The sequence below is a fragment of the Roseobacter sp. CCS2 genome, assembly GCF_000169435.1.
In the GTDB taxonomy this organism is placed as follows: Bacteria; Pseudomonadota; Alphaproteobacteria; order Rhodobacterales; family Rhodobacteraceae; genus Yoonia.
Map to the genome: position 1 here is coordinate 59,619 of NZ_AAYB01000007.1, position 16,468 is coordinate 76,086.

Genomic DNA, 16,468 nt, shown 5'->3' on the forward strand with positions numbered 1-16,468 from the left:
TTACGCCGACGGATTGCTGACCTCAACGGCGTCCTTGCCGTTGGGATAGACAAGCCCCGCTGAAATCACCAGTTTCGCGGCATCTTCCACCGTCATATCCAGCGGTTTCACATCACGTTGCGGCAAAAACAGCAAAAACCCGGACGTGGGGTTTGGTGTTGTAGGCAAAAAGACTGTCACAAAGGGTTCGCCATCACTGAGTTTTGCATCAATTTCGCCTTTGGCATTGATCGAGATAAAGGCGATGGCCCAAATGCCCTTGCGCGGATATTCCACCAGACATGCCTTATCAAAGGATGTTTCGCGTTGGGAAAACACTGTCTCGGCGATCTGTTTGGCCGCGTTGTAGATTGAACGCACAACAGGGGTCCGGTCCACCAGACGTTCGCCAATACCCAAAAAGGATCGCCCGATCAGGCCCTTACCAACCCAACCGACGAGCATGGTAAAGATCAGAAAGATAACAACGCCGACACCGCGCACGTTCACTTCAATCTCGTTACCGGGTTCGCGCCCCAGCAAATCATTCAGCAACGCGGCAGGCTGATAGGCATCGGGAATAAACGGCCAGACCCAGCTATCGACCCAGCCGACAACCGTCCAGATCAGCCAGATCGTCAGGCCGATCGGGGCCACGATAATCAAACCTGCCAGAAAGTTGCTGCGCAGGCGCGAGATGATACCGGGCTTGCCCCGTCGCTTGCCGTCTTCAGTTTTTGGATCAACCATGGTCTTCGCTTTACCCATTGCTTGCTGCACACTTATGGTCTGATACCGACCACAGCAAGCTATCTCACCAAAATCGCGCGCTAATTTGCCATTGCGATGGCAATTTGTGCAGCCAGACGTGCGTTATTGCGGATAAGGGCGATGTTGGCGGCCAATGACCGGCCATCGGTCAGTTCAAATATCCGCCCCAGCAGAAACGGCGTGACAGCCTTGGCGCTGATCCCTTGGGTTTCGGCCTCTTGCAGCGCTTGATCAATGACGGGTTTCAGCGCCTCGGCCGGAATTTCAGCGTCTTTGGGAATGGGGTTCGCAATCAACTGTCCACCTCGCAGACCCATGGCTGTTCGAACCTGCTGCGCCTTGGCAATGTCGGTGGCATGGTCCATCCGCAAGGGGGCAGGCAGGTCAGATGTGGCAGACCAGAACGCTGGCAACACATCCTGCCCATAGGCAATTACGGGAACGCCCAATGTTTCAAGCACTTCAAACGTCTTTGGCAGATCAAGGATCGCCTTTGCCCCGGCACCCACAACCGTCACAGGGGTCTGCGCCAATTCCTGCAAATCAGCCGAGATGTCAAAACTGGTTTCCGCACCGCGATGTACACCACCGATGCCACCTGTCGCAAAGACATGAATACCCGCCAGATGTGCGGCAATCATTGTCGCAGCAACCGTCGTGGCCCCGGTGCCACCTGTCGCAATGCATGCGGCCATATCGGCGCGCGACAGCTTGGCCACGTTTTGCGCCTGGCCCAATGTATCCAGTTGATTAGGCTCAAGCCCTACGTGCAATGCGCCCGCCAAGACCGCAATCGTGGCAGGCACAGCACCAGCGTCACGGACATCCGCTTCGACCTGTTGCGCTGTCTCAACATTCTGGGGGAAGGGCATACCATGCGTGATGATGGTGCTTTCAAGCGCTACAATTGGCGCACCGGCATCGCGGGCCTGCGTGACCTCTGCACTGTATTGGATGGGGATCATAAGGGGGTCTCTCCTGAAACATAGGTCGCGGCAGCGTTAAGCGCGCGTGTCAAAGCAGCGTCACGCCCCATGCCTTGCGCCTCTGAGGCGATGTGCGCGGCCATGAATGTGTCACCTGCACCTGTCACGCGGGTCACCATAACCGCAGGTGGAATTTGCGTGATGATATCGGCGGCTGTGCCTTCGGATGCCGCATTGCCACCATCAGTGACCAGAACGCGATGTGCGCCGCGCGCGATCAAGGCGCTGGCGGCGGTCATGGAATCAGGAAATGTTGTTTGACACAGCAACCCCGCCTCTTCGAGGTTGACATAAAGCGTGGCGGATGGATGACCCAGCAGCGCCAAAAGACGTTCTGCCTTGCCAGGCGATGCAGGGGCCACGCGCAAATCGGCCGCTGCGAAAAGCGGTGAATGCGCAATGACTTGTAGCAGTTCTTCGGTCAGGTTGCCATCCAGTGCGACCGGCCCCGCAAAAGGTGCGGCCTCTGACCCCAGATCGCCATTGTCCAGCGCGCGCAGGATCTTTTCACCGGCAGCTTCAAGCGAATGCGCGTCTGCGATTGCGGCAACCAACCCGTTCGCCCCTTCAACCGCCATATAAACATCGGTCGGCAAGTCTTCGGACCGGTAGACATGATCACAGATCATACCCATGCGCGCCGCTTCACCGATCAGCTCTTCACCCTCGGCATCACGTCCGATGGCTGTCAGCAGGGCAGGGGTCATGCCAAAGCGGCGCAGTGTCATCGCGATGTTCATCGCCACACCACCGGGCAGCCGCGTAATACGGCCCGGCACGTCTGACCCCACACGCATATGGCTCGCGGATCGTCCGATGACGTCCCACAAGACAGAACCGATGCATAAAATATCAGGGGTCTTGGTCATGCGCGCGTTCTGACCCAGCAAAAACCGAAGGGCAAGCCTTACTCAGGCACACCGAACGTCAAATTCGCCCAAAGCGTTTCCCAAACGGCACCTGAACGTTCTACCAAGGTATCATCAGGCACGCGCAGCACCACCGCATCAACCATGTAAGCATGACCCGGCTTTACGGGAAAGGTCGCGATCCCATCTGCGTTGGTGCGATAAAGTGCGATGGAAACGCGGCTGTCAGGGGCCTTTTCAAACACTTCAACCTGGGTATCGGGGCGCAGGTTGTTGCGATAATATACCTGAACACGAAAGCCGTTGCTTAGGTCGCCAGTATAGGGATTGGTCAAGGCGACAATTTCGGTCTCCAATCCAACCCGGCGATCGCTGCCTTCGGCATGCCCAACACCAATCAACGTCTTGGCGTGGCGGGAATAAACCTCGGTAAAATCATCCAGCGGCAGACCGCGGGCTTCATGCTGGCGCAGCACATCGCCGAAATCCTTGTGATCCACAAACCTTTGAAATTTCTCCCACTCTTCGTAACTTACGATCTGGTTTTTGGCTTGATAGACCGCAACATTCAGCCCTTCACCGACTGGCGCTTGTTGCAATGCGGGCAAATCACCGGGGCGACCTTCGACGCGGGCAGACTCCGTGCCTAAAAACAGGGCGAAATTAACAAAACGCTGCGGCAAGAACGACAGATTGGCACCTGCAAACGCCTCTCCATTGACAATATTTGCCTCCAAGTTAGTGTCCGCGTTAATTTGATAATCCGTCGGTTCAATCCAGAATTCATGGGCCGCGACCGGCGCTGAAAACAAGCTAAGAATGAGGGCGAGAACGCGCATGAAAACTTCCTTTTTTGTTGATGTAAGGGTGGCCTTTCTACGGGTCTTGTCAAGCGCGATACTGCTTTGGGTCACGACCCTGTCAACAGCCCAAGCCCATGAGGTGATCCCCTCAATCGGTGATATGCGCGTCATTGATGGCGAGGTGACCTTTGATGTCCGCGCAAACCTTGAAAGCTTTGTGGCCGGGATCAACCTGACCGAAACAGCGGATACAAACGAAAGCGCCCAAGCCGCGACTTATGATGAATTGCGCGCACTGCCGCCCGAAGCGCTTGCTGCACAGTTTGAGGCATTTTGGCCGCAGATGGCACAGGGTATCACGCTGACTGCAGATGGCGCACCGCTGACGCCTGCGCTGACGTCGGTCAGTGTTGACCCGGTTGGCGATGTAGAAATTGTACGCGCTTCGACCTTTACCTTCTCTGCGGCTTTGCCGGATGGTGCCGAAAATGTTCAGATTGGCTGGAATCCAGAGTTTGGTGTTTTGGTCCTGCGGCAAATGGATGTGCCAGCGCCTTATGACGGGTATCTTGAGGCGGGCGCGCTGTCTGATCCGATCCCGCTGGCCGGTGGCGGGCAGGCGACAGGTTGGGAAACCTTCATCGACTATATTCCCGTCGGGTTTGATCACATCGTACCCAAGGGGCTTGATCACATTCTTTTCGTGCTTGGCCTGTTCTTTCTGGCAGCGCGGTTGCGTCCGCTGATCTTGCAAGTGTCGCTGTTTACGGTGGCCCATACAATCACGCTGGCATTGGCAGCACTTGGCTACACGCAATTCATGGATACGTTCACGCAAGATCAGTTTGGCATCGCGTTCATTGATATCGTGGAACCATTGATCGCGCTTTCGATCGCCTATGTCGCGATTGAGAATATCTTTATGAAAGGGATCAGCCCGTGGCGGCCCTTTGTGATCTTTATCTTTGGTTTGCTGCATGGCTTGGGCTTTGCATCGGTATTGGCAGAATTCGGTCTTCCGGATGAGACATTTGTCGCTGCCCTCATCGGCTTTAATGTGGGTGTAGAGGTCGGGCAACTGGCAGTTATTGCCGTGATGTTCTTGATTGTCTGGCAGGCGCTGCGGATTGACCGCGGCGAAAACGAGGTCGGGCGCGGGTTTGTGCTGTATGGTGTCCTGTTCCTTGTCGGGATTGGCTTGTTGGCGACAAACGCTGATGGGGTGTCCAGCTTGCTCAGCGCGCCGCTTGGCGTACTTGAAAATCCGGGCCTTCTGCTGGCGATTACGTTGCCTGCGATGGCTGTTTTGTGCATCGCATCCATCCAAATGCGCTACAACGTGGACGCATACCGCCGCATCGTTGCGGTGCCTGCCTCCGTCTTTATCGCAACCATCGGTGTTTACTGGTTCATTGAACGGGCATTTTTGTAAACAAGCCTCAGCTGGGCTGGATTACACAATGTGGTCCGGCCCAGACATTTAGCGCACGATGACGTCTTCGGCATCAATGCCGTCGTCAATATCAGATGTTGTGACCGTCAGGCCGCCTGTACCGCCGTTTTCTTGCACAACTTTGATGCCCACATCGTTGCCAAGGGCCGTGGCTGCATTGACGGCCACGTTCAGATTCCCGCTGTCTTCTTCTTCGAAAACAAAACCTGTTCCGCCGTTGTCAGTCGCAAAAGCCATATCAACCCTGCCAATCACGTCGCCTGCGCCTTCCTCGGATACTTTATAGCCATCATCGGCATTGAAACGCGCTTGTGTGGCGGCGTAACTGACGTTGATCCCGCCTGACCCTTCTTCATCAAAGTCCACACCCTGATCCAGGTTGCTTGCGATGACAGAGGCAAACATCGTGGCGTAGATTGATCCGTCATCAGCTTCATCCAGATCAATGCCATCTTCAAGGTCGATGACAAATGCATACGATTTGACAAAACCGCTGCTATACAGCTCAACCTCGCGTTCAATGCAGGTATTGTCGGGGGATTGGATGACAGGGCCGGGCACTGCATCTTCGGCCATTTGATTGTTTCTGAATTCGCCCTTTGATGCGGCTGGCATGAAAGCGTCGAAAATCTGTGGCTGGCAATAGCTGCCATTGTCAGTAAAGGTTGAACGCACAACATCGGCATAAATATCGCCTGCGCCGCTTTCGTCCAGTTCAACGCCATCTCCTCCCGCACCCAAGAAAGAGGTCCCGATTGCTGTAAACCTGATACTGCCATCGCCGCGTTCATCAACACGCAGACCATCAGCATCAATGCGGCCATGCCCCGCGTTTTCAACCACGACATTCGTGAGCATAATGTTCAGCCCCGCAGCCGACCCATAGCGCCCCTGACTGCAGTCATGCGCCAACGAACAATCCGATATATGAACACCGTGACCTGCAACATCTGAAACCGTCACGTCAGTCAGCTTTAGCGTGACGTTTCCGCTGGCGTCGGCTGGCACATCCACCGCGATGCCTTTTCCAGCGGTTCCATTCAGATCACCACGGTTTTCCGCGCTAAACCCGCCCGGACCGCGAAACGATAAATCCGTGACAGTCAGATCAGCCCCATTGGGCACCAAAAGCAACGTTACATTCTCTTCCGTCCGGATCAGATTTCCCCGACCTGCAATTTCGATTGGGGCGGTTCCGTCATACGTCAGGCCGGACGCGATCACGATATCGCCCTCCACCGCGATCAAAACGCGTGTGGGTGTATTCACGGCACTTGCGGCATTCAAAGCCGTGCGCAGACTGCCTGCGCCGCTATCTGCCGTCGTTGTGACAATCAGTGTTTGAAAAGGCTGCGTATTTGCCTGACCAGCGGTAAGTGCAAAGCAGACCGCCAAGCCGGATAGATATCGTTGTTTCATCCCATTTTTTCACATAGATTTTGTGAACTGGCTAGGGCCGTGGCGCCGTATTGGTCGTCTTGATCAACTGACGCGGTCGAAAAACGATAAAAGTGCAATCAGACCGCTTGCGCAGATGCAAAACCTCTCATATACGGCGCGCACTTAATCCCGCAGGCGGGGGCGGGTGTGTTGGGGAGAAATCCCAAGGCATCCACCGGTTGGCAAAACGCTGATCCCCCGCTGAGGCTTGAAACCGGAAAAGGAAATACGACATGGGCTTACCCGAGTTCTCCATGCGTCAGCTGCTTGAAGCAGGCGTACACTTTGGCCACCAGACAGCGCGCTGGAACCCAAAGATGGATCAATACATCTACGGATCACGCAACGGCATCCACATCATGGATCTGACGCAGACTGTTCCAATGCTGGACCAGGCGCTGCAAGTTGTGCGTGACACAGTGGCCAAAGGCGGCCGCGTTCTGTTCGTTGGCACCAAACGTCAGGCAGCAAAACCCATCATGGAAGCGGCTGAAAAATCAGCGCAGTTCTACATGAACCACCGCTGGTTGGGCGGCACACTGACAAACTGGCAGACAGTATCGCAGTCCATCAACCGCCTGAAAGCGATTGATGAAGCATCCGCAAACGGTTTCGCTGGCCTGACCAAGAAAGAACGCCTTGGCATGGAACGCGAGCAGGGCAAACTGCAAGCGTCTTTGGGCGGCATCCGCGAAATGGGCGGCGTGCCTGATCTGTTGTTCGTCATCGACTGCAACAAAGAAGACCTGGCCATCGCCGAAGCCAACAAGCTGGGCATCCCGGTTGTGGCCATCGTCGATACCAACTGTTCCCCGGCTGGCGTTGATTATGTCATCCCCGGCAACGACGACGCCGCACGCGCCATAGCACTTTATACTGATCTGGCTGCACGCGCAGCACTTGACGGTATGACAGCACAGATGGGTGCCGCTGGCATCGACATGGGCGAGATGGAAGATCTGGCAGAAGAAGTTGTTGCTGAAGAAGCGCCAGCCGAAGCTGCACCTGCTGAATAAGCCGCATACGTTCTAGGGCAGGGGCCACGCGCCCCGCCCATACCCCCTGAAATACCTCCAAAGGAGAAGTAACATGGCAATCACCGCTGCAATGGTGAAAGAGCTGCGCGACAGCACAGGCGCAGGCATGATGGACGCCAAAAAGGCGCTAACAGAAAACAACGGCGACATGGAAGCGGCTGTTGACTGGCTACGCACCAAGGGCCTTGCAAAGGCTGCAAAGAAATCCGGTCGCACCGCAGCCGAGGGCCTTGTGGCTGTTGCTGTGAAAGACGGCAAAGGCGTTGCGGTTGAAGTGAATTCCGAAACTGACTTTGTTGCGAAAAACGCCGACTTTCAGAAAATGGTTGCTGGCATCGCAGATGTCGCCTTGGGCACATCCGACATCGACGGTCTGAAAGCCGCTGATATGGGCGGCAAGACGGTTGAGCAAACCGTAACTGACGCGGTTGCCGTGATTGGCGAAAACATGTCCGTGCGCCGCATGGTCGCGCTGGAAGGTGCATCCGTGGTGAACTACGTGCACAACGCAGCCGCACCCGGCATGGGTAACATCGGCGTTCTGGTCGCAATGACCGGCGATAATGAGGCCTTTGGCCGTCAGGTGGCCATGCACATCGCGGCTGCGAACCCTGCGTCTTTGTCCGAAGCCGACCTCGACCCGGCTGTTGTTGAAAAAGAAAAGCAGGTCCAGATGGACATCGCCCGCGAAAGCGGCAAGCCAGAAGCGGTGATCGAAAAGATGATCGTCGGCCGTATGAAGAAATACATGGCCGAAGTCACATTGCTGAACCAACAGTTCGTTGTGAACCCCGATCTGACAGTGGCCAAAGCGGCCGAAGAAGCAGGTGTTGAAATTACAGGCTACACCCGTCTGGCAGTCGGCGAAGGCATCGAGAAAGTCGAAGAAGATTTCGCTGCCGAAGTGGCCAAGCTGAACGGCTGATACGGCCTGAAAATTACCAAGACAGCCCATCGGTTCCGCCGGTGGGCTGTTTCGTTTTAAGCACCAAACTATTTCGAATAAGGTGGTTAATGGGTGTGTAAAAATGTTAAATAAACATTAATAGCATTCAACCAGAGGATTATTATGTCACTTCAGCAATCTACCATATTTGACACCAACAATGAATTTCCATGGGTTAGCATCCAAACCACAATTGACACCAATACTGGGCTAGTCGTGTCAACGCGCACTCTTTTTGACATTGGCAATGAGGTGATCGCCACATTCGAAAACGGTATTCTTGTACGTGATATTAATCTTGGAACCATCGAAACTGTAGGATTTACAAGTCGTGTCACTGAATATGATGTGAATGGTCAACCCACCTCAATCGGAACGGTTTATGCCGATGATCTGCGCGTGACCGAGAGCTTTGAAAACGGTATTCGCACGCAGACCCTCTTGCGGGATGGTTTCTTTGGTGATGGCGCCAAGGCGTGGGCGGAAATTACCCTTACCCATGATGCAGAAGGGAACATCGCCACACGCATGACCAAATTAGATAATGGTCTCATTTCGCTTGATATCTTCCTGCCAGGGGTGAGCGAGACACGCTATGATTATTCTCAGACCCGGAATTGGGAATTCATCGACACAAAATTCGACGGAAACGGCACACGCCTTTCGGAAAATGTTATTTTCGACAATGGCGTCGTGCAGATGACCGACTTTGAGGATGGTGTCCGTATCTCATCCGAGCGCAGTGACATAGCTGACGTATTCAACTGGGAAACCATCACCACTTCATTCGACTTCGACGGTGTGATCACCGAACGCGAGACGACCTTCGACAATGGCACACAGCGGTTTGAGTTGTTCGACAACGGGACACGGTCAGAGACGGTACAGTTGGACAACGTCGATCTGTTCGGCAATCCGCCGCTCGATGGTGGGGCAAAGCCGTGGGAAGAGATCATCACGCGCTATGACTTCGACGGTGTGATCTCTGAGCGCGAGACGACCTTCGACGACGGCACACAGCGGTTTGAGTTGTTCGACAACGGGACGCGGTCAGAGACGGTACAGTTGGACAACGTCGATCTGTTCGGCAATCCGCCGCTCGATGGTGGGGCAAAGCCGTGGGAAGAGATCATCACGCGCTATGATTTCGACGGTGTGATCACCGAACGCGAGACGACCTTCGACAATGGCACACAGCGGTTTGAGTTGTTCGACAACGGGACACGGTCAGAGACGGTACAGTTGGACAACGTCGATCTGTTCGGCAATCCGCCGCTCGATGGTGGGGCAAAGCCGTGGGAAGAGATCATCACGCGCTATGACTTCGACGGTGTGATCTCTGAGCGCGAGACGACCTTCGACGACGGCACACAGCGGTTTGAGTTGTTCGACAACGGGACGCGGTCAGAGACGGTACAGTTGGACAACGTCGATCTGTTCGGCAATCCGCCGCTCGATGGTGGGGCAAAGCCGTGGGAAGAGATCATCACGCGCTATGATTTCGACGGTGTGATCTCTGAGCGCGAGACGACCTTCGACGATGGCACACAGCGGTTTGAGTTGTTCGACAACGGGACGCGGTCAGAGACGGTACAGTTGGACAACGTCGATCTGTTCGGCAATCCGCCGCTCGATGGTGGGGCAAAGCCGTGGGAAGAGATCATCACGCGCTATGATTTCGACGGTGTGATCTCTGAGCGCGAGACGACCTTCGACGATGGTGTAGAAAAAGTCGAACAATTTGAGGCCGGGCTGTTAATCGCGACAACCGAAGAGGATGTATTCGATTTCAAAGTTTGGGATACCAAGTCAACGACATTCGATGAAGACGGAAACGTAAGCGTCAAAGCTGTGGTCTTCGATGATGATGATGTCACCTATGAAGTCTTCGAAACTGGTGTGCTTTCCGCGTTTCTTGAGATTGATGCCGATGGTCTTGATGATCAAGGCAACCCAAGTTGGGGTGTGCGGCTGACTGAGTATGGCTCTGATGGCCCGATGACAACCACCTATGTCAATCCGCTTGACCTGACTGCGGAGTATCTTGATTTTCTCTCGATGGACTTTGTCTAAACCACGCATGAAAACGAAAAACGGCCCGCAAACAGTACATACGCGCGGGCCGCTTTCCCTTTTCAGGGGAGAAAAGAACAACACCGAACCGGGAAGACGGTCGATGCTGCCACGATAAAATGCCGGTCCAGTTTCGGGACGAGGATTCGACATCTATCGTGTGTGCTGACGTGACAAGCAAACCCGCCACGCCAACGTCCGGTTTCCCGGAGTAAGGTTACAGAGCCTTGAAATCACAAGGAATATCAACCCCACGTTCCCAGGCCTAAGGCCACCACTCACGGAACATCTGTATCGTGTCATTTTACCTGACGTCACGAAAGTATGGGAAACCTGACCATTTGGAAAAATTTTCGAAAATTTGACCTAACGTCGTGCGCAATAAGATTGCTCAGATAGCGTCTTGGTCCATCACAAACATCTGATTGTAGAACGCCGCTTTCAGCACCGCCTGGGCGGTTGTTTCAACATCCAATGCTTCGCGGGCCAGCCGCAGATGCTTTTCAACGGTGGCAGGGGTCAGGCCCAATAAAAGCGCGATATCTTGTGTGGTTTTGCCATCGCCGACCCATTGCAACACCTCGCGCTGGCGTTTGGTCAGGTTGCGTTCGCCAGAATAGGGCAGGGTCAACAGTTTGAGGTGCATGACATTGTTCAACACAATGATCTCCTCACCGTGTTTGGTCCATGTCTGTTCGACGGCGTCCTGCGTCATGCCAGCCTTTGCTGTTAATGCAATCGCCCCCTTTGTCCGCTCAGAAATGGAACGGAAACTGACAGTGTATCCGGCGGTGACATCCATCGATTTGTTGAATTCCATAACCCGCCGTTCGCTTGCGGTCAGGTTATCAACACGGTTCATGTCCATCATCCAGCGCCAGCTACACGCCCCGTTATTGGCCAGCGCCCATCGCAGCATCGGCGCGTGATAATAAAGACCTTCATCAAAGAAAACCTTCATATATTCAGGGCTTTGCGTGGACAAAAGCACCCAATCCTGCGGATCCCCAAGACCGGTAGAGGTGCGATATCGCGTGAACCCATACATCAACCGATCAAAACCATAGGTTTCCATCTGGCGGCTATGGACATCCCACAACTCCTCGACGGTGCGGGCGTTGGTCAGCTTTTCAAGGTGGGAGACAAGCGATGTCATGTCGCTTCTCCGATGTAGGACAGGATCGCATCAATCGCCAATGGGTATCCCGCCGCACCAAAGCCGCAGATTTGGCCCACGGCCACGGGGGCGATATAGGATTTCTGGCGAAACGCCTCACGGGCGTGAATATTGGACAAATGCAGTTCGATGACCGGCACCATAATGCTGGAAATCGCATCCATCAGCGCGACTGATGTGTGGGTATAAGCACCTGCGTTCAGGATAATCCCCGCATGTGTCCCGCGTGCTGCATGCAACAGATCAACCAGTTCGCCCTCATGATTGCTTTGCGTAAAGGTAATATCGACCCCAAGATCAGTGGCCTTTGCCTGGCAAAGCGCCTCAATGTCGGCAAGGGTCGTTGGGCCGTAAACCTCGGGTTGGCGTGTGCCAAGCAGATTAAGGTTGGGACCATTCAGAATGAGGATCGAACACGTCATGAACTGTCTCTAACAGCTTTAACCAGTTGATCAAAATAGATTATGGGACAGATAAGACTCCAAGCGTTGCAGGGTCCAACAGGGTGACATGTTTATTGGTCTGCAGCCGCGCGATATCATCTGCATAAAGCCGGTTCAGATGTGCGCGCTCCCACGGCAACCATGGGTCAAAGCGGCCATTCTGTGCATTGCGGGGATAGCGGCTTTGGATATCCTGCCGTTGCGCGACAAGGGCGGGCAGACCTTCGGTCAGTGCAAGCAATTCCAGCTCTGCCATTGCGCGGGCCGACGCTGACTGCCTTTTGCTGTTGCCGCGCGGGGCGTTAAACTTGTGCACATCGACCATTTCACCCACCAAGCGCTGCAGGATGGCAGGCGCCATGCTGTCGTTGTTGACGAAATCCTCGAACCGCCAAAGATAAATATGTGCATGCGGGAAGTGTCGTGTGACGATATTGATTACGCCATTCCAACCATGCATATGATGAAAAACACGCGTACACATTTTACGAGACGAAACATAGGGCGGCCCGACTTCCTGAAGGGACCTGCAATATTCCACATATGCTGCAGCAAAGAAGTCCGCATAGTTTCGGACCGCAAAGTAAATTTCATGCACCGGAAAAGGGAGTTCTTTGGCGAAGGCCCCAATAAATTGATGACGGAACTGGTAAAGTTTGCCCACCTTCACGCAGTTTCCACAGTGCCCGGCAAGGTTTTCATCCGACAGGATCAACCGATCGGGGGGATCGTCGACCAAAGGCGCAAAGTAGGTTGTTGCCATATCGTGTAATGTATTGTTGTCAATCAAGGTCTTACGGGGCAGCCCCATTTCCCACATTGCATTCTGTTGGCAAGGAACGGTGTACTTTTTGCGAATTTCCCGGTGGGGGACATAATGCACGCCTGCTTTCTTCAGTTTCCCCTTATTGCGCTGTAATGACTTTTGCAGAAACGTCGTTGCCGTTTTGTGAAAGCCACCATGCAAAACTGTGTAGGGTTCAGTCATCAGCGTGCGTTTCACGCCACGCCGCGCCTTGATCAATCGCTGCGATCTGTTCGCGGAACGCAGGCCAGCCGTCGCGGGCTTTCAGCTCTTTGATCTTGGCGATATGCCAGTCGCAAGCCGTTTGATGCAGTTCAGATAAGATGGGATCACCAATCAGGCGATCATACTCTTCCCGCGCGGCAGGCAACCGGGCCAGAATTGAATCGTCATACTCATAATTGGCATTCATTGACTGCCAGTAATCAACCCCCTGATCACCGTTCACGTGGTTCGTGCGCCCACGGTCGCGTTTGACCAAAAAGCTATCGACAGACCGCACAGCATAGTGGTGCAAGCGGGCGTATTTATGCGAAAACTTGCGATGCGCTGACCATTTTGAACGTATGTACTGTTCCGGCATCGGTTGCCCGCCCGCATCGACCCATTTCAGGTCCTTGGGATCGTCAGCCACCAGCGGGCGGTGGATTTTCAACCGCACAAATTTTTCGTTATTGCGCATCATCGTCTTCATGCCCGACGCGCGCTGATTGGGATAGCTGTCTTCGGGGGCGGACCAAAGGAATTGTTCCGTTACAAAGCCCGGCTCAAATTCTTCGATCTGCCCGTGGCCGAATAACTTCCAACAAAACGATATTGCATCAACATCGCCTACTGCTGTCATCAAATCGGTCAGGTGCCCGTCACCTGTCCGGATCATCAGGAATTCATCCACATCGGCACACATCAGCCAGTCGGCCTCTTGCGTTTTATCATGCCATTGGGTGCGGCGCAGCGCCTTGCGTTGCGGGCTTTGACCGGGCTTGAGCTTGTTGACCACATGGGTTGCGACCCCCAGCTCCTCCAGACGGAGGATCATCTTGTCGGTGCCGTCGTCACAGTTGTTTGTGAACACCGTAAAGTCAGTGAACCCAATGGACCGGTGATATGCGATCCATTCCAGAATGAAGGGGCCCTCATTCTTCATCGTGGTGACAATGGTATAGTTCAGATCAGTCATTCTGGGTCTCTGCCTCGGCGGCGCGGGCGCGTTTTAGTTGGCGAAAAGTCTTCATCGTGCGGCGCGCCATGTCATCGCGTCCGTGTTTCGTATAATATTCGGCCAATGCCCCGGCATACCAGCGCAATTCGCGGCGACGGCGATAGTGCTGATAGAACATGGGTTGTGTGACCTCGCCCAGCAAACCGGCTGTCATGATGGGTTTCAGCGCATCAATTTTGCGCAGAAAAACGGCTGATTTATGACTTGAATACCAGCATTTATAGCCCGTCACATTGGGGCCTGCGATACGTTCGAAATGCTGACGATCCGGGGCAAAGTAGGGGTCATAGAACACACTCACCCGTCCAGCCTGCGCCAACGCACCTTGCGCATCACTTAACGGCAAGGTCCAATCCTGGCGACGCCCCGTCCAATACCGTTCTTCCCAAGGCACCAATGCAGGATCAAGCGTGGATTGCGGGTTGAACGCCAGCACATGCGCGCCCGGCACTAGCGAAGCGAACACGAGGGCCGCAAAAGCACCCATGGATGATCCCGCAAAAACCACACGGTCGTAGCCGTCAAAGAACCCTTCATCACGCAGCTTGTGCATGCGCGCGATCAGGTCCGCATCGCGATACCACATCTTGCCGTAAGCCATGACACCCAGGTGCGACACGGATAAATCACGCGCAAACTTAAACGCCCACGGTTCACGCGTGGGGCTGCTGTCACCAATGTTTGACAGGTTGTCGAAGGACACAAACAATACCGGGCGCACACGCCGCACAAACATCAGCGCATGCCGGGACGTCTTTTCAAAAAACCCTTCCCCGGTGCCCCCCGGGGACAGTTCCGCAAACCACAATGGTTGCGCAATGGCAGACAAGACCGACGCATCCGGCGTTTCGATTGTGGCGTCATCATCTTCCATTGTAATCGTCATTCCCTCAAGACCAGCCAAGATTGGCGTTGCTTGGCTTCTGTGATGGCTTGATTGTCCATATCATTCAAGGGCGCTTACAACACAGATCGGTACTTGGGCCGCCGCCCATCGCATGCTAGAAGCTAGCAAATCATAGTCCGGGACCTTGCGTGTGGCGATAGATAGTGCATTCGGAATTCAGTTGATCAAAGCGCGATCCTTTGTTGCCGACAAATCCTCGGCTGTCATGTTGGGACGGCAATCGCTGAAAGTCCGGCGCGGCGAACGCCGTTATTTCAAGCAGGCATTGCGGGCCGCTGACCTGCCGCTCAGATATAGCCACTACCAACAAGAGGACGGCTATTCCGAAACGTTTTTTGATCGCATCGGCTTTCCACCTGTAATCTCTATGGATGCATCCCCTTACGAGGGGTGCGATATCGCGCATGACCTGAACGACCCGTTGCCTGATGACCTTCATAGCCGTTTCGATGTGGTTATTGATGGTGGCACGATCGAGCATATTTTCAACACGCCACAATCGCTCGATAATGTGTTTCACATGCTTAAGGACGATGGCATCTTTATTTCAATCAACGGTATGACGGGTTGGGCGGGACACGGGTTTTACCAATTTAGTCCAGAACTGGTCTGGCGCTATTGGCAAGACACCCGGCGGTGCGCTGTGGAAACCTGTGCTGCAGTATGCATTGATCCCGCACAGCCGACCATACATGTGGCTGATACCGGCAAAGGCGGCGTGCGCTTTCGATCCAAGGGGCTGGGAGGGCGATGGTATCTTTATTACGTGATCCGGAAACTGCCGACAGCCAACGCAGCGACGCAGATCACCAAGACGCATCAGGGCGACTATACCGCCATATGGAACAAATCAGATAAGGCGCAAACGCAAGGGGCCGACCATTGACCAATCTTACCGATCTTGCTGACAAATACGGGTCAGATAAAGGTTCCAAAAAGCATCGCTATACGGAACTCTACCATATGCTGTTCCAGCCTTTTGCGGACCAACAGATCAACTTTATGGAAATGGGGCTGCTGATCGGCGGGCCAGAGCATGGGATCGACGCAGATCGCAAGACCACTGACCTGCCATCTATCCGCATGTGGTTGGAGTATTTTTCAAAGGCCCAGATTACCGGCCTTGATATCTCTGATTTCTCGTGGTTTTCGCACGAACGGTTTTCATTTGTGCGCTGCGACATGGACACAAGGGACGGGATTGCGCAAGCGACAGCCGATTTGCCGCAGATGGACATCATCATTGATGACGCATCACATGCCTCGCATCACCAGCAAAACGCCTTTCTGACGCTGTTTCCAAAGCTGCGTTCAGGCGGGCTTTATATCATTGAAGATCTGCGTTGGCAGCCGCCAGCCTATGAAAAAGACGGAATCACCAAGACCGCTGCCTTGTTCCAGTCGTATCAGCAAAACAGAGAGTTTGCGCATGTCGATACAGACGTGGCCGACGAATTCAACGGGCTGCGCAAAGACATGTCAGGCTGTTTTGTTTTTCAGGTCAAATACCAAAAGCAAAGGCGCGATCAGGTTATTGTTGTGCATAAGCGTTGATCT

The 16,468-nt window shown here is 54.1% G+C and carries 16 protein-coding genes; 6 read left to right on the forward strand and 10 right to left on the reverse strand.

Annotated elements, in window-relative coordinates; genetic code table 11:
- From RCCS2_RS16205 to RCCS2_RS16220, 4 genes are all read right to left on the reverse strand, one after another.
- A complete protein-coding gene (locus RCCS2_RS16205) occupies nucleotides 1-729 on the reverse strand; it encodes a DUF502 domain-containing protein (RefSeq protein WP_037294415.1) in 729 nt (242 codons plus the stop codon).
- Between the two features lie 80 nt (nucleotides 730-809).
- Nucleotides 810-1,715 carry a pseudouridine-5'-phosphate glycosidase gene (locus RCCS2_RS16210; RefSeq protein ID WP_008236237.1) on the reverse strand — a complete coding sequence of 302 codons (906 nt, stop codon included), beginning with the start codon at nucleotides 1,713-1,715 and terminating at the stop codon, nucleotides 810-812.
- A complete protein-coding gene (locus RCCS2_RS16215) occupies nucleotides 1,712-2,605 on the reverse strand; it encodes a PfkB family carbohydrate kinase (RefSeq protein WP_008236239.1) in 894 nt (297 codons plus the stop codon). Before RCCS2_RS16215 ends, RCCS2_RS16210 begins: the two co-directional genes overlap by 4 nt.
- A gap of 38 nt (nucleotides 2,606-2,643) precedes the next feature.
- Nucleotides 2,644-3,444, reverse strand: a complete 801-nt coding sequence (locus RCCS2_RS16220) for a DUF4198 domain-containing protein (protein ID WP_037294379.1) — start codon at nucleotides 3,442-3,444, stop codon at nucleotides 2,644-2,646.
- Here RCCS2_RS16220 and RCCS2_RS16225 point away from each other — a divergent pair.
- Nucleotides 3,443-4,840 (forward strand): HupE/UreJ family protein, encoded by a 1,398-nt coding sequence (locus tag RCCS2_RS16225; RefSeq protein ID WP_037294381.1) that lies wholly within the window; start codon nucleotides 3,443-3,445, stop codon nucleotides 4,838-4,840. The two genes, RCCS2_RS16220 and RCCS2_RS16225, sit on opposite strands and share 2 nt — an antisense overlap.
- Before the next feature lie 48 nt (nucleotides 4,841-4,888).
- On the opposite strand, the gene RCCS2_RS16230 is transcribed toward RCCS2_RS16225, so the two are convergent.
- Entirely contained in the window at nucleotides 4,889-6,280 is a 1,392-nt protein-coding gene (locus RCCS2_RS16230) for a hypothetical protein (RefSeq protein WP_008236245.1), read from the reverse strand.
- A 254-nt stretch (nucleotides 6,281-6,534) separates the two neighbouring features.
- On the opposite strand from RCCS2_RS16230, the gene rpsB reads away from it, so the two are divergent.
- The 3 genes from rpsB to RCCS2_RS16245 all read left to right on the forward strand — a co-directional run bounded on the left by rpsB (nucleotide 6,535) and on the right by RCCS2_RS16245 (nucleotide 10,357).
- Nucleotides 6,535-7,317 carry a 30S ribosomal protein S2 gene (gene rpsB, locus RCCS2_RS16235; protein ID WP_037294385.1) on the forward strand — a complete coding sequence of 261 codons (783 nt, stop codon included), beginning with the start codon at nucleotides 6,535-6,537 and terminating at the stop codon, nucleotides 7,315-7,317.
- Nucleotides 7,318-7,390: 73 nt separating this feature from the next.
- Complete coding sequence (tsf, locus tag RCCS2_RS16240; protein ID WP_008236249.1) at nucleotides 7,391-8,263, forward strand: translation elongation factor Ts; 873 nt, start codon at nucleotides 7,391-7,393, stop codon at nucleotides 8,261-8,263.
- Nucleotides 8,264-8,500: 237 nt separating this feature from the next.
- Nucleotides 8,501-10,357 carry a hypothetical protein gene (locus RCCS2_RS16245; protein WP_156788590.1) on the forward strand — a complete coding sequence of 619 codons (1,857 nt, stop codon included), beginning with the start codon at nucleotides 8,501-8,503 and terminating at the stop codon, nucleotides 10,355-10,357.
- A gap of 391 nt (nucleotides 10,358-10,748) precedes the next feature.
- On the opposite strand, the gene RCCS2_RS16250 is transcribed toward RCCS2_RS16245, so the two are convergent.
- From RCCS2_RS16250 to RCCS2_RS16270, 5 genes are read right to left on the reverse strand one after another with little or no spacing between them, the layout of a single operon-like run.
- Nucleotides 10,749-11,513, reverse strand: a complete 765-nt coding sequence (locus RCCS2_RS16250; RefSeq protein WP_008236254.1) for a LuxR family transcriptional regulator — start codon at nucleotides 11,511-11,513, stop codon at nucleotides 10,749-10,751.
- On the reverse strand, nucleotides 11,510-11,956 hold the full coding sequence (gene aroQ, locus RCCS2_RS16255; RefSeq protein ID WP_008236256.1) for a type II 3-dehydroquinate dehydratase: 447 nt from the start codon (nucleotides 11,954-11,956) through the stop codon (nucleotides 11,510-11,512). Before aroQ ends, RCCS2_RS16250 begins: the two co-directional genes overlap by 4 nt.
- A gap of 40 nt (nucleotides 11,957-11,996) precedes the next feature.
- Entirely contained in the window at nucleotides 11,997-12,965 is a 969-nt protein-coding gene (locus RCCS2_RS16260; RefSeq protein ID WP_037294387.1) for a hypothetical protein, read from the reverse strand.
- Nucleotides 12,958-13,962 (reverse strand): glycosyltransferase family 2 protein, encoded by a 1,005-nt coding sequence (locus RCCS2_RS16265; RefSeq protein WP_008236260.1) that lies wholly within the window; start codon nucleotides 13,960-13,962, stop codon nucleotides 12,958-12,960. Before RCCS2_RS16265 ends, RCCS2_RS16260 begins: the two co-directional genes overlap by 8 nt.
- A complete protein-coding gene (locus RCCS2_RS16270) occupies nucleotides 13,955-14,878 on the reverse strand; it encodes a hypothetical protein (protein ID WP_008236262.1) in 924 nt (307 codons plus the stop codon). The genes RCCS2_RS16265 and RCCS2_RS16270 overlap by 8 nt, the downstream gene beginning before the upstream one ends.
- 163 nt (nucleotides 14,879-15,041) lie before the next feature.
- On the opposite strand from RCCS2_RS16270, the gene RCCS2_RS18015 reads away from it, so the two are divergent.
- Nucleotides 15,042-15,797 (forward strand): class I SAM-dependent methyltransferase, encoded by a 756-nt coding sequence (locus RCCS2_RS18015; RefSeq protein WP_156788591.1) that lies wholly within the window; start codon nucleotides 15,042-15,044, stop codon nucleotides 15,795-15,797.
- Nucleotides 15,794-16,465: a hypothetical protein gene (locus tag RCCS2_RS16280; RefSeq protein ID WP_008236265.1), complete on the forward strand. Its 672-nt coding sequence runs from the start codon at nucleotides 15,794-15,796 to the stop codon at nucleotides 16,463-16,465. The genes RCCS2_RS18015 and RCCS2_RS16280 overlap by 4 nt, the downstream gene beginning before the upstream one ends.
- Nucleotides 16,466-16,468: the final 3 nt, after the last annotated feature.